Annotated in this window: 13 protein-coding genes; all 13 read left to right on the top strand. The window is 27.7% G+C overall.

Translation table 11 applies throughout. From position 1 onward, the window contains the following. Positions 1 to 2 precede the first annotated feature (2 nt). Positions 3 to 1,337 (top strand): proline--tRNA ligase, encoded by a 1,335-nt coding sequence (proS, locus tag ABXT58_RS03985; RefSeq protein ID WP_415303409.1) that lies wholly within the window; start codon positions 3 to 5, stop codon positions 1,335 to 1,337. Continuing rightward, on the top strand, positions 1,334 to 2,566 hold the full coding sequence (locus ABXT58_RS03980; RefSeq protein ID WP_415303408.1) for an FtsX-like permease family protein: 1,233 nt from the start codon (positions 1,334 to 1,336) through the stop codon (positions 2,564 to 2,566). Before proS ends, ABXT58_RS03980 begins: the two co-directional genes overlap by 4 nt. Next, entirely contained in the window at positions 2,559 to 3,245 is a 687-nt protein-coding gene (locus tag ABXT58_RS03975) for an ABC transporter ATP-binding protein (RefSeq protein ID WP_415303407.1), read from the top strand. Before ABXT58_RS03980 ends, ABXT58_RS03975 begins: the two co-directional genes overlap by 8 nt. Further along, on the top strand, positions 3,229 to 6,645 hold the full coding sequence (gene dnaE / locus ABXT58_RS03970) for a DNA polymerase III subunit alpha (RefSeq protein WP_415303406.1): 3,417 nt from the start codon (positions 3,229 to 3,231) through the stop codon (positions 6,643 to 6,645). Before ABXT58_RS03975 ends, dnaE begins: the two co-directional genes overlap by 17 nt. A 129-nt stretch (positions 6,646 to 6,774) precedes the next feature. Next, a complete protein-coding gene (gene rpsB / locus ABXT58_RS03965; protein ID WP_415303405.1) occupies positions 6,775 to 7,596 on the top strand; it encodes a 30S ribosomal protein S2 in 822 nt (273 codons plus the stop codon). 1 nt (position 7,597) lies between these two features. Beyond that, on the top strand, positions 7,598 to 8,449 hold the full coding sequence (gene tsf / locus ABXT58_RS03960) for a translation elongation factor Ts (protein ID WP_415303404.1): 852 nt from the start codon (positions 7,598 to 7,600) through the stop codon (positions 8,447 to 8,449). Further along, positions 8,450 to 9,001: a ribosome recycling factor gene (frr, locus tag ABXT58_RS03955; RefSeq protein WP_415303403.1), complete on the top strand. Its 552-nt coding sequence runs from the start codon at positions 8,450 to 8,452 to the stop codon at positions 8,999 to 9,001. Continuing rightward, on the top strand, positions 8,998 to 9,675 hold the full coding sequence (gene uppS, locus ABXT58_RS03950) for a polyprenyl diphosphate synthase (RefSeq protein ID WP_415303402.1): 678 nt from the start codon (positions 8,998 to 9,000) through the stop codon (positions 9,673 to 9,675). Before frr ends, uppS begins: the two co-directional genes overlap by 4 nt. Before the next feature lies 1 nt (position 9,676). Then, entirely contained in the window at positions 9,677 to 10,333 is a 657-nt protein-coding gene (locus ABXT58_RS03945) for a phosphatidate cytidylyltransferase (RefSeq protein ID WP_415303401.1), read from the top strand. A gap of 1 nt (position 10,334) precedes the next feature. Beyond that, positions 10,335 to 11,501, top strand: coding sequence for a 1-deoxy-D-xylulose-5-phosphate reductoisomerase (dxr, locus tag ABXT58_RS03940; RefSeq protein ID WP_415303400.1), 1,167 nt, complete (start codon positions 10,335 to 10,337; stop codon positions 11,499 to 11,501). A gap of 37 nt (positions 11,502 to 11,538) precedes the next feature. Further along, complete coding sequence (gene bamA, locus ABXT58_RS03935) at positions 11,539 to 13,746, top strand: outer membrane protein assembly factor BamA (protein WP_415303399.1); 2,208 nt, start codon at positions 11,539 to 11,541, stop codon at positions 13,744 to 13,746. Then, positions 13,746 to 14,063 (top strand): OmpH family outer membrane protein, encoded by a 318-nt coding sequence (locus ABXT58_RS03930; protein ID WP_415303398.1) that lies wholly within the window; start codon positions 13,746 to 13,748, stop codon positions 14,061 to 14,063. The genes bamA and ABXT58_RS03930 overlap by 1 nt, the downstream gene beginning before the upstream one ends. Positions 14,064 to 14,261: 198 nt before the next feature. After that, on the top strand, positions 14,262 to 14,714 hold the full coding sequence (gene fabZ, locus ABXT58_RS03925) for a 3-hydroxyacyl-ACP dehydratase FabZ (protein WP_415303397.1): 453 nt from the start codon (positions 14,262 to 14,264) through the stop codon (positions 14,712 to 14,714). Positions 14,715 to 14,761: the final 47 nt, after the last annotated feature.

Genomic DNA, 14,761 nt, shown 5'->3' with positions numbered 1-14,761 from the left:
AAATGTACATTTCAAAATCATTCATACCAATATTAAAAAATAACCCATCAGAAGCAAAAATTAAGTCACATCAATTAATGCTTAGAGTGGGAATGATAAAACAATCTTCAGCAGGTATTTATTCATGGTTACCATTAGGTTTTAAAGTGATGAAAAAAATAGAACAGATTGTTAGAGAGGAACAAAATAAAATTGGTGCTCAAGAAATACTGATGCCAACTATTCAGCCCAGTGATATTTGGAAAGAAAGTGGTCGTTACGATGATTATGGAGACGAAATGCTTCGAATTAAAGACAGACAAGGCAGGGAGATGCTTTATGGTCCAACCAACGAAGAATTAGTTACAGATATATTTAGATCAAGTATTAAATCTTATAAATCATTGCCTCAATTATTGTATCACATACAATGGAAATTTAGAGACGAGGTTAGACCAAGATTTGGGATTATGCGTGGTAGAGAATTTTATATGAAAGATGCATATTCATTTGATGTAAACGACGAAGATGCAGCTTTCTCTTATAATAAGTTTTTTTTTTCTTATTTAAAAACTTTTAAAAGATTGGAACTTTCAGCCATTCCAATGGCAGCTGATACAGGACCTATAGGTGGAAACCTTTCTCATGAATTTATTATTTTAGCAGATACAGGTGAAAGTAAAATTTTTATGGATAAAAGAGTTTTTGATTTAGATAGCGATGGCTCAGTAATGGACAGAAAATCTTTAGAGGATTTAAGAAAAAAATATGAACAATACTATTCTGTTGCTGATGAAAAATTTAATAAAGATGAGTTTGAAAAAAAAGTTTCTGAAGAAAATAGACTGATTACTAAAGGTATTGAAGTGGGACACATTTTTTATTTTGGTGATAAATATTCAAAAGCTTTAAATGCAGCTGTAGATCTTCCGGGTAGCAAAAAAGACTTTGTTAAGATGGGCTCTTATGGCATTGGTGTTTCAAGACTAGTAGGAGCTATTATCGAAGCTAAATATGATGATAAAGAAGAAATAATGAAATGGCCATTTTCTGTAGCACCATATGAACTAGCTATAATTCCAATGATTAATAAAAATGACACATCTGCTTTAGATAAGGCTACTAAACTTTTTAAACACTTTGAAAGCAACAATGTTGATACAATTATTGATGACATAGATGAAAATCTTTCATCTAAAATTAAGAAATTTAATTTAATTGGTGTTCCATATCAAATAATTTTAGGAAAAAAATCAGAAGGTGATTTATTAGAGTTTAAAGAGTTAGGAAAAGATCCTAAAAATTTAACCATAGAACAAATAACTAAAATTTTAACTGAACTTAAAGTAAAAAATTGATTTCTACATTAGAAAAAGAAATTACATTTAGATATCTAAAAACAAGAAAAAAAGATGGATTTTTAAATATCATCTCTATTTTTTCATTTATTGGAATAAGCTTAGGTGTTGCAGTGTTAATTATTGTCATGTCTGTTATGAATGGTTTTAGAACTGAGCTAGTTAATAAAATAGTCGGATTTAACGCACATGTTACTGTTAAACCTTATGAAAATTCAATTAATTTAAATAAACTTAATAACAGCAATTTAAAACTAATTTCAAAAGAGTTAATTTTTAGCAATTCTGGTGAGGCTATTGTTATTAGTAAAGATTATACAAAAGGACTAGTTTTAAGAGGCTACAGTAGTAAAAATTTTCCTAAACTTGATGTTGTTAAAAAAGGTAACTTAATAGGAGAACCAAAACAGTTATTAAAAAATTCTATATCTATAGGTAAAGAATTAAGTTTTAATTTAGGGCTTAACATAGGAGATAGAGTGTTAATTATGTCTCCAGTAGGTATTGAAACAATTATTGGAAGCTTACCTAAGCAAGAAACTTTTATTATAAGCTCAATCTTCGACAGCGGCTTAGCAGATTTTGATGTCAACATAGCATTCATAAATCTCAATACATTAGAAAATTTTTTTGATCTTGAGAAAGAAAAACGAAACTTAGAAATATATTTGAATAATCCAGCCAATATTGATGAAATAAAGATTCAGATTCAAAAAGTATTTGATAATGAATTTGTTTACACCTGGGCAGATATGAATAGCTCTTTATTTTCAGCCTTAAAAGTTGAAAGAAATGTAATGTTTATAATCTTATCTTTAATTATTATAGTAGCCGCTTTTAATATTATTTCAGGACTTACAATTTTAGTAAAAAATAAAACTAAAGATATAGCAATACTTAAATCTATTGGTGTCTTAAATAAATCTATTACAAAAATATTTTTTTTAGTTGGTGTTATTATTGGAACCAGCGCAACTTTCTTTGGTATTTTTTTGGGTGTGATGTTCTCTTTATATATTGAAAATTTAAGAGAATTTTTAAGTAATACTTTTAATATTAGTCTGTTTCCTGAGGATATTTATTTTTTGAGTACAATGCCTTCCGAGATCAATCCAGCATCAATTTTTATCATTTCGTTATGTTCAATTCTTATAACTATTATTGTTTCAATTTTTCCAGCAATTAAAGCATCAAAATTAGATCCTGTTAAAGGCTTAAAGTATGAATAATTCAATAACTATAAAAAAAATTTCTAAATCTTTTTCTAATAATAAAAAAGTAACTGTCTTAAATAAAATTGATTATTCATTTGCAAAAGGTAAAATTTATTCTCTTATGGGTCCATCGGGATCAGGAAAATCTACGCTACTAAATATTTTATCAATGATTGACAAACCTACAACTGGCTCATTGTCAATTGGCAATGACACAATAGATTTTAATGACAATGCTGATAATGACAAAATTAGATCTAAAAAAATTGGCATTATATATCAACAAAACAATTTACTTCCTGACTTCACAGCCCTAGAAAATGTTTATCTTGCTAGTCTAACCCAAGGTAACAATAAAAAGAGTTCAATTCAAAAAGCACGAAAAATCATCAAAGAAATGGGCCTTTCATCTCGAGAGCATCATTATCCATCCGAACTATCAGGTGGTGAAATGCAAAGAATTGCAATGGCTCGAGCGCTCATAAATGAACCTGAAATAATATTGGCAGACGAACCAACTGGCAGTCTTGATCATACGACGGCAAAAGAAGTTTTTAATGTTTTATATAATTTAAAAAGTAAGAACAGATTAATAATCTATGCAACTCATAATAGATTTTTTGCCAATATGGCTGATTGCAAATTAGAAATGATTGATGGTAATATAAAAACTGTCAATGCTAGAATTAAATAATCAATACTTTAATCATTTAAAGATTCATACACAATATTCAATTTGTGAAGGTGCAATTAAGATTGATAATTTAAAGGATTTTTGTAAAGAAAATAAAATACCCTGCCTAGGCCTTTCTGATACATCTAATTTGTGTGGTGCATTAGAATTTGCTGAAAATATTTCTAAAGTTGGAACGCAACCTATTATTGGTACACAAATCAATTTTAAATTTGAAGACACAACAGGATTACTGCCTCTAATTGCCCTTAATGAAAAAGGTTATAAGCGGATCATTGAACTTTCTTCTAGATCTTATCTTGAAAATGACGCTCTTTCTGATCCTCATTTGGATATTAAGGAACTTTTAAATAATACTGAAGGTGTATTGTTGCTCTCTGGAACTATCCAGGGTTTATTTGGGAAACTATTTCAAAAGGGTCGTTTAGAGGAGATAACAAAGATTTATAAAAGTTTATCATCAAAATTGTATGATAATTTTTATTTAGAAATTCAAAGGCATGGAGATCAAAATGAAATTGTCTTTGAAAAATTTAATCTGGATCAATCTTTTAAGATAAAAATACCAATTATTGCAACTAATGAAGTTTATTATTTAACATCAAATATGCATGAAGCACATGATGCCTTAACATGCATCGGTTCAAAGACTTATGTTAACGAAAAAAATAGAATTAAATACAGCGATCAACACTACTTTAAGTCTAACGAAGAAATGTCAGAATTATTTTCAGATCTTCCTGAAGCCTTAGAAAATAATTTTAACTTGCCATTCAAATGCAATTTTAGACCACAATTTTCTAAGCCTGTATTGCCAAATATTAGCTCTGAAAAAGGAGGTAGTGCAGATGAAATACTTAAAAAAGATTCATTAGATGGCTTGAAAGAAAAATTCCTAAAAGTTTTTAAGATCGATGTAAAAAATTTAGAGAATAATGATAAATTTATAAAATATAAAGACAGATTAGACCATGAATTAAAGATAATCATTGAAATGAAGTATCCTAGTTATTTTTTGATTGTCTCTGACTATATCAAATGGGCTAAGAGTAACGATATTCCAGTTGGACCTGGTAGGGGTTCAGGAGCTGGCTCTCTTGTTGCATGGTGCTTATCTATTACTGATGTTGATCCAATAAAATTTAATTTGATATTTGAAAGATTTTTAAATCCTGATCGTGTGTCAATGCCTGACTTTGATATAGATTTTTGTGAGGAAAAAAGAGATCTAGTTTTTAAATATTTAACAACGAAATATAAAGATAGCGTCGCTCACATAATAACTTTTGGTAAATTAAAGGCAAGAATGGTTATTAGAGATGTAGGTAGAGTTTTAGGTCTACCTTATGGTTTTGTTGATAGTATTTCAAAAATGATACCTTTTGATCCTTCAAGACCACAAAGTTTATCTGAATGCATTAATAGTGAGCCTCGACTTCAAAAATTAGTTAATGAAGATTCCCGTGTAAAAAAATTAACTGATCTTTCTTTAAAACTAGAAGGCTTGAATAGAAACGTAGCAACTCATGCTGCTGGTGTTGTGATTGCAGACAGAAAATTAACAGAAGTTGTTCCTTTATACAAAGATGTATCGGCTGATTTACTGTTACCATCCACACAATTTGACATGTATTCAGCAGAAAATGCAGGCTTAATCAAGTTTGATTTTTTAGGTTTAAAAACTTTAACTGTAATCAATAGAACTCAAAAGCTAATTAATAAAAATGTTAAAGATTTTAAAATTGAAGATATTAATTTTGAAGATAAGAAAGTTTTTGAACTATTATCATCTGGCCATACAGTTGGATTATTCCAGGTGGAGAGTGCTGGAATGCGTGAAGCATTATTGCAGATGAAACCTAATCATATTGAGGATATTATAGCTCTAGTTGCTCTTTATCGTCCGGGACCTATGAGCAACATACCTGTTTATAATGACTGTAAACATGGTAGGCAAACACCAGATTATTTGCATCCATTACTGGAGGATATTCTTAAACCTACTTATGGCGTAATTATTTATCAGGAGCAGGTAATGCAAATAGCCCAAAAATTGTCAGGATTTACTGCTGGAGAAGCTGATATTTTAAGAAGAGCAATGGGTAAAAAGAAAAGAGCAGAATTAGAAAAACAGAAACAAGGTTTTATTGCTGGTGCTCTTAAAAATGGAATTAACAAGGATATTGCTGCAAGTATCTTTTTAAAAATTGAACCATTTGCTGAATATGGTTTTAATAAAAGTCACGCGGCAGCTTATGCAATCATTTCTTATCAAACAGCATTTTTAAAAACATATTATCCCAAAGAGTTTTTTGCAGCATCAATGACAATGGATATGTCAAACCAAAATAAACTTAGTGAATTTCATGAAGAACTTAAGAGAATTAATATTAAAGTTATACGCCCAGATATAAACAGATGTTTTGCTGATTTTCAGTTTGATGAAGAAAATTTCTATTATGCCTTGGGTGGAATTAAAAGCGTAGGACTTGAAGCAATTTCAAATGTTGTTAAAGAAAGAAAAGAAAATGGCAAATTTAAATCAATCAACGAATTTCTAAATAGAGTTAATCCTAAAGATATTAATAAACTACAGTTAGAAGGTTTAGTCAAAGCAGGAGCTTTTGATAATATAGATGGCAATAGACAGGCATTATTTAATTCAATTCCTAATTTTATCTTAAAAACAAAAAATATCTTTGAAAATAAAGCAGCAAATCAAATTGATCTATTTGAATCTGATGAAGAGCAGGACAATGAAATAGTACTTAATATTGAGGATTGGAACTTTGAAGATAGACTGTCAAGAGAATTTGAAGCTGTAGGTTTTTTTATATCCGATCACCCCTTAAACCAATTTAAAGAAATTTTTGATGATTATAAAATAGTTGATTATGTAAAGTTTAATTTGAATGATGATATAAAAGATGCAAATATTGCTGCAACACTTTTAAAAATCACAGAAAGAAAAACTGCTAGAGGAAATTCTTATGGTGTTATCAAGTTTACAGATTTAACTAGCGTTTTTGAACTTTTTATTTTTTCTGACATATTAGAACTTAATAGAGACGCTCTTATTGAGGGTAGCTCATTAATTATAACCTTAATTAAAACAATTTCTAATGATGAAAAAAAATCCAAAAGAATAAATGTTCAAAAAATAGCCTCTCTAAAAGATCTTTTTAATAAACCTGTTAATGAAATTATATTCAATCTTAAGTCTGTTAAAGACATTGATAAAATATCTGATTTAGTTAGTGAAGAGGGGACAACGGAAGTAAAAATTAATATTAATGATGAATCTGGTAATATTAACTTCAAACTTAAAAATAAAAGACTTATTGATAGAAAAGCTATAAATATCTTAAGAAACAATGATATTTCGACGATTATTCACTAAAAAAGACTTGTTTGTTTTACAAATAATTTGTAAATAACTCTTAAATTAAATTAACACGCACACAGTTTGTGGTTTTATACCTCCGGTCCTTAAATGGAAATTACTGTGGTGGCTTAACCGGGAATAAATATGAAAATACCAAGTCTAACTATTCAACAATTATTAGAAGCAGGCGTTCACTTAGGTCATAAGACTTTAAGATGGAACCCAAAGATGAAAAAATATATCTTTGGTAAAAGAGATTCAATTCACATTATTGATTTAACGCAAACATTAGAATTAACAAATGTAGCTTTAGAAAAAGTCTACGATGTTGTTGCTAATAATGGCAAAATTCTTTTTGTATCAACTAAAAAACAAGCATCTGAAGCTATTGCAGAAGTTGCAAAAGAAACTGGACAATATTTTGTAAATTACAGATGGTTAGGTGGAATGTTAACTAACTGGGGAACAATTTCTGGATCAATTAAAAAGATGAAGAAATATGAAGCTGACCTTGTAGCTGAAAATAGAGGCTTTACAAAAAAAGAGTTATTAAAAATGAGTGTTAAAAAAGATAAATTAGAAAGAGCTTTAGGTGGAATTGCTGAAATGAAAAAAATTCCAGATTTAGTTTTTATTATTGATACAAACTATGAATCTTTAGCTATCGCGGAAGCAACTAAGTTGGGAATTCCAATCTGTGCTATATTGGATAGTAATTCGAACCCAGACGGTGTTGATTTTCCAATTCCTGGTAATGATGATGCTAGAAGAGCAATTGATCTTTATTGTAATCTAATAAAAGAAACTATTGAAAATGCAAAAAAAGCAACACCATCTAAAAGTGAAGAGAAACTTAAAGTTGAAGATATGAAAGAAAAAGAAAAATCTACTAAAACTGTTCAAGAATTAGATAGAGAAAAATTAGATGCTAAATTCTCAAAAAAAGAAAAGGAAAAGTTGAATTAATATGAGTGATATAGAAAAAGTAAAACAACTTAGAGAAGCAACAGGTGCTGGTTTTAAAGATTGCAATATAGCTGTTAAAGAATCGGGTGGAGACTTAGATAAAGCAGTGGAAATTTTAAGAGTTAAAGGAATTTCTAAAGCTTCAAAAAAAATGTCTAGAGATGCTAAAGAAGGAGTTATAGCAACCTCTGGAGACGAAAATAAAATATCGTTAATAGAGTTAAATTGTGAGACAGATTTTGTTGCTAAAAATGATGATTTTGTCTCATTTGCAAAAGAACTGAGTGAATTAAATAATCAAAACAATTCAGACTTAAATAAATTAAATAAATCTAATATGCTAAATGGCCAAACGGTTGAAGACAACCTAGTTTCATTAATAGCAAAAATGGGTGAAAAAATAACAGTCGGCAAACTTAAAACGTTTAACCAAAAAGGCACTAAAAATTTTAACTATTTACACACTGTAGTTAAGGATAATTTATCTAAATTATCGGTTTTGGTATCTCTTGAAACTTCCGATGATAGTGATGCTGTTAAAAATTTTGGAAGACAGCTTTCAATGCATGTAGCTGCATCTAATCCACTAGCATTGAGTTCAGATTTAATTGATGCAAATGTACTTCAAAAAGAACAAGATCTTGTAACGGAAGAATTGAAAAATTCTGGAAAACCAGATGATATTGCGCAAAAAATTAGCCTAGGTAAAATGAATAAATTTAAAGAGGATAATGCACTTCTTACTCAAGCATGGGTTATGGAACCTAAAAAAAGAGTGCAAGATGTAATAAAAGATCTTAATATCACTAACTTAAATATTAAAGATTTCTATAGAATAAAAATTGGCGAATAGATGTTTGATGATAAAATGTACAACCAGAAGATGGATAAAACCATTGAGGTTTTTACAAAAGAATTAACATCATTAAGAACTGGTAGAGCAAATGCAGCAATGCTTGATCTTGTTAAGGTCGATGTTTATGGACAAGCGATGCCATTAAATCAAGTTTCTAGCATAACAACTCCAGATGCGCGTACTATCAACATTCAAGTTTGGGACCTTAATAACGTTCCATTGGTTGATTCTGCCATAAAAAAATCTGAGCTTGGTTTAAACCCTCAAATAGATGGGCAATTGATTAGACTGCCTGTTCCAGATTTAAATGAAGAGAGAAGGTCTGAAATTAAAAAAGTAATTAAATCCATCGGCGAAAAGTGCAAAGTTTCAATTAGAAATATAAGACGTGAAGCTAATGATGATTTAAAAAATTTAGTTAAAAATAAGAAAATCAGTGAGGATGATGAAAAAAAAAATGAAAAAATTATACAAACATTTACAGATGAGCATATTAAAATTATAGATCAAAAAGTTGAAGCTAAAGAAAAAGAAATAATGACCATATGAACCCAGTTAAACATGTTGCCATCATTATGGATGGAAACGGGAGATGGGGCATTAAGCACAAAGGATCTAGAAACGCTGGACATAGAGCTGGGTTAAATACAGTAGAGATGGTAATTAATGAATGTTTTAAAAACAATATTAAATACATAACACTTTACACTTTTTCTACTGAAAATTGGAAAAGACCTAAAAAAGAAATTAACTTCTTATTCAATTTACTAGAAACTTTCCTAGTAAAAAAAATTCATAATTTAATTGAAAAAAAAATAAAATTAAGATTTATCGGCACTATAAAAACATTACCTGCAAAATTAAAAAAACTGTTAAAAGAATCTGAGTTAAAAACAAGAGATGGCAATGAATTGCAAGTTAATATTGCACTAAACTATGGATCAAAAAATGAAATTATAAACGCTATTAAATTGACTGTTAAAAATCAAATAAATATAACTAAAAAAAATATTGAAAAAAACCTTTATACCAACCAAATTCCAGACCCAGACATATTAATTAGAACTGGTAATACAAATAGACTAAGCAATTTTTTATTATGGCAACTAGCATATACAGAAATATTCTTTGAAAAAAAACTTTGGCCAGACTTCAAAAACCATGATTTTAAAAAAATTTTAAAAAAATTTAAAAGTTTAAAAAGAAATTTTGGTTCTATTTAATATGATATCTGAGTTTAAAAAAAGAATAATTACATCTATATTTTTAACAGTATTACTTTTTTTAATGTATCTTTATTCATTTATACTTATTATATCTTTAATAATCATCACAACGATTGTGTGGATTGAATTTTACGCTTTAATATCAAAAATATTTAAAAGTAGCAGTTTTAAGGATAAATTTTTAAGAGTTGCGTTAAAAGCTATATCACTTTTGTATTTATCAATAATGACTTTTTTTATAATTGTAAATCAAAATTCAGATAATAATATTTTTATTTTATATTCGCTGTTAGTAGCTATAGTATCAGATATCGGTGGTTTTGTTTTTGGCAAAACTTTTAAAGGTAAAAAACTTACAAAAATAAGCCCAAAAAAGACTATTTCAGGTGCAATAGGGTCATTTATATTTTCCGTAATGTTGATACCTCTTTTTATTAATGATTTATATGAAGGTAATACTTTCTTTTTATTTTTTGCTACATTAGTCATATCCCTTACATCTCAAATGGGTGACTTATTTATCTCTTTAATAAAAAGAAAAGCAAAAGTTAAGGATACAAGTGATTTATTACCTGGTCACGGTGGATTTTTAGATAGGATAGATGGAATTATTTTTGCAATACCTGCTGGAATTATTTTATTTAATATTAATTAAAATGAAAAAAAAAGTTGTTATTTTAGGTTCCACAGGATCAATCGGAAAGTCTTTATTTAGTATATTAAAAAATGATAAAGATAATTTTGAAATTTATTTGCTTACTGCTAACTCAAATTATAAAGAGCTTTTAAAACAAGTTAAAATTTTCAAAGTTAAAAATATAATTATTACAAATAAACTTGCATTTATTAAAATTCAAAAAATTTTGATAAATGAAAAAATAAATATTTATAACGATTTTAATTCAATCAATAAAATCTTCCAAAAAAAAGAAATCGACTACGTTATGAGTGCGATTTCAGGATTTAATGGATTAAAACCAACTTTATCTATAATTAAATTTTGTAAAAAAATTGCAATAGCAAACAAAGAGTCAATTATATGTGGATGGTCATTAATTAAAAAAAGTCTTAAATATAACAAAACACAATTTATACCAGTAGACTCTGAACATTTTTCAATTTGGTCTTTATTGGAAAATTTAAAAAATAATAGTATTGAAAAAGTCTATATCACAGCTTCAGGAGGCCCATTCAGAAAATATCCATTAAGCAAATTTAAATCAATAACACCAACCATGGCCCTTAAGCATCCAAATTGGTCTATGGGAAAAAAAATATCAATTGACTCAGCAACCATGATGAATAAAGTTTTTGAAATTATCGAAGCAAAAAAAATTTTCAATTTAAGTTATAATCAACTAGAAATTATTGTTCATCCTCATTCATATCTTCATGCAATAATTAAATTTAATAATGGTCTTACTAAGCTTTTGATTCATGACACAAATATGAAAATACCAATTTTTAATTCTTTATACTCAGATTCATACAAAAAGATTAAATCTGAAAAATTAAGTTTAAAAAAATTAAATAATCTTAATCTTGAAAAAATTGATAAAAAAAGATTCCCACTTGTTGAATTTTTAGATAAATTAAAAAATAACAACTCTTTATTTGAAACAGTTATTGTTGCAGCTAACGATTGTTTGGTTAAACTATTCTTAGAAAAAAAAATAAAATTTACAGATATATCTAGAATTTTATTAAAAACTCTCAATATGACTGAATTTAAGAAATATAAAAAAATAGCACCTAAGAATATCAATCAAATTACAAAATTATCAAATTATGTAAGTTTAAAAATTAACAACATGAGTGTATAACATCAGCATGCTAAGTTTTATTTTAAAATTATCTTTAGTGCTGTTTTTCCTCATCACTCCCTTGCATTCTAAGAATTATAATGAGATTATTATTAATGGCAATTCTAGAATATCGGATGAAACTATAAAGGTTTTTTCAGCTATTCCAGATAACAAAATTTTGAATGAAGATTCAATTAATTTAATTTTAAAAAATTTATATAATACGGGTTTTTTTAAAGATGTTTCTATCAAAATAATAAATAATCAACTTCTAATCAAAGTAGAGGAGAACCCAATTATACAAAGTGTTTTTATTGAGGGTATAAAATCTAAAACAATAAAAAAATCTATAATTGATATTTTGAATTTAAAGGATAGGTCGTCGTTCAATATAGCCCTTCTTAAAAATGACGAAACTGGAATAATCAATTTACTTAAAGATAGAGGTTATTATTTTTCAGTTATAACAACAAAGATTGAAAACCTTGGTAACAATAAAGTTAATTTGATACATGATATTGATATTGGAAACAAAGCTAAAATTTCAAAAATCTCTTTTATAGGTGACAAAAAGATAAAAGATAACAAGCTTAGAAATGTAATCTTGAGTGAAGAATATAAATTTTGGAAATTTATTTCAGGTAAAAAATTTTTAAATGAACAACTAATTAATTTTGATAAAAAACTATTAAGAAACTTTTATCAAAATCGTGGATTTTATAAGGTAAAAATTGAATCATCATATGCAAATTATCTTGGTAATAATGAATTTGAGCTTATTTATAATATTACATCTAATAAAAAATATTTTTTTAACGATATTAAAATTATTTTACCAAATGATTACGATGAAGCTAATTTTATTAATTTAAATAAAATTTTTACTAAGTTAAAAGGAAAAAAATATTCTTTAAATTCTATAGATAGAATTCTAAATGAAATTGATAAGATTGTATTAAATGAACAATATGAATTTTTAAACTCAACTGTTAATGAGGAATTTACTGATAATTTAATCAATTTAACTTTCAATATTGTAGAAGCGGAAAAATTTTACGTAGAGAGAATTAATATTTTCGGAAACAATGTTACTCAAGAAGAGGTAATTAGAAATGCGTTAAATGTAGATGAGGGTGACTCATTCAGTGATTTATTACACAAAAAATCAATTAATAACATAAGATCATTAAACTTTTTTAAAGATGTTAAAACCGAAATTGTTGAAGGGACAAATAATAACCAAAAAATAATTAACATTATTGTTGAAGAAAAGCCAACAGGTGAAATTAGTGCTGGTGCTGGGGTTGGAACTTCTGGTGGTACATTAGCTTTTAGTGCAAAAGAAAATAATTTTTTAGGTAGGGGTATTAAATTTTCTTCAAATCTAACATTAAGCAAAGATTCTGTTAAAGGTTTATTTTCCTTAAATAATCCAAATTATAGAGGTTCAAATCGTTCATTAAGATTAAGTGCTCAAAGTATTGTCACAGATCGGCTTATAGCCTCTGGTTATAAATCAAGCAAAACTGGTTTTACTATAGGCAGTGGTTTTGAATATTACGATGATTTCTATCTGACTAGTGGCGTATCTTCGTTTATTGAAAACTTAAAAACAGATAGCACAGCATCGGCTAGTATGACTAGACAAAAAGGATCATATTTTGATACCTTTTTTAATTTCACCTTAGATTATGATAAGAGAAATCAAAAATATAAAACTACAGATGGTTTTAGAAGCAGATTTACTCAAAACTTACCCTTAATAAGCGAAAATTATTCACTAACAAATACTTATGATTATAAAATTTTTAATACTTGGTTTAATGAGAACGTAGCATCAATAAGCTTTTATGCCTCCGCAACAGAATCACTTACAAATAAAGATGTCAAACTTTCTGACAGATTGTCTTTACCTTCAAATAGACTAAGAGGATTTGAGTCAGGAAAAGTTGGACCAAAGGATGGAGAGGATTATGTAGGAGGAAACTATGCTGCTGCTATAAATATTGCAACATCACTCCCTCAAATATTACCAAGCTTACAAAATACAGAATTTTCTATATTCTTTGATGCAGCTAATGTGTGGGGTGTTGACTACGATTCTAGTGTAGATGACGGAAGTGCAATAAGATCCTCTATTGGAATGGGCGTTGATTTATTTACCCCCATAGGTCCACTTAACTTTTCTTTTACAGAGGTAATCAGTAAAGATGATAACGATATTACTGAATCGTTTAGATTTAACCTTGGTACTACTTTTTAATGAAAAAATATTTTTTATTTATTCCGTTTATATTTTTATTATTTCCGAATATTTTAATAGCTAATACAAACATTGTTTTTATTGATATGGATAAAATCATGTCTACATCTATCGCAGGTAAATCAATTTTGAATCAATTAAATGACATAAATGAAAAAAGACTAAAAGATTTAGAAAAAATTGCAAAAGATCTAAAGAATAAAGAGAAAAAACTTATTACTCAAAAAAATATTTTAGCAGCATCAGAATATGAAAAAAACATCACTTCTTTAAAATCTCAAATTAATAAATATTCAATAAAAAAAAAAAGATATTGATGAATTAAAAGAATTAAAAAGAAAGAACACTAGTAGATTTATTTTAGAGATTAATACAATTCTCTTAAAATATTCTGAGGAAAATAAAATTTCATTAATTTTACATAAAAAAAATATTGTTCTTGGAAAATCTGATCTGGATATTAGCGAAGATGTTGTTAAACTTATCAATATAAAAATTAAAGAATTTAAGGTTAAATGACAAAAGAATTTTTAGATAAATCTCAAATACAAAACCTGTTACCACATAGAGAGCCAATGTTGCTTATTGATGAGCTACATAATATTAAAAAGTTGCTTTCTGCTACTGCCATAGTTTATGTTAAAACTGATAGTTTTTTTGTTCAAGGCCACTTTCCCGATAATCCTGTGATGCCTGGTGTATTGATTGTTGAAGCATTTGGTCAAGCAGCAGCAGCATTAACCGCTCATGGTCTTGATAAAGAAACTTATGCTAATAAACTGGTCTTTTTAATGGGCATTGAGAAGGCTAGATTTAGAAACCCTGTTATTCCAGACTGTAAACTTGAATTGAACATCGAAGCTGTGAGATCTCACGGTAGAGTGTGGAAATATAAAGGCGAAGCTCTTGTTGATGGCAAACGTATGGCAGATGCACTTTGGTCTGCAACTATTGTAGATAAGAAATAATTAGCAACAATTCTTGATAATCATTTAATTTAGATTTTGATAAAAAG

Source organism: Candidatus Pelagibacter sp. Uisw_090 (genome assembly GCF_047717845.1).
Classification (GTDB): domain Bacteria; phylum Pseudomonadota; class Alphaproteobacteria; order Pelagibacterales; family Pelagibacteraceae; genus Pelagibacter.
The sequence above is the reverse complement of the archived record's forward strand: the minus strand, read 5'-3'. Positions and strand labels throughout refer to the sequence as shown.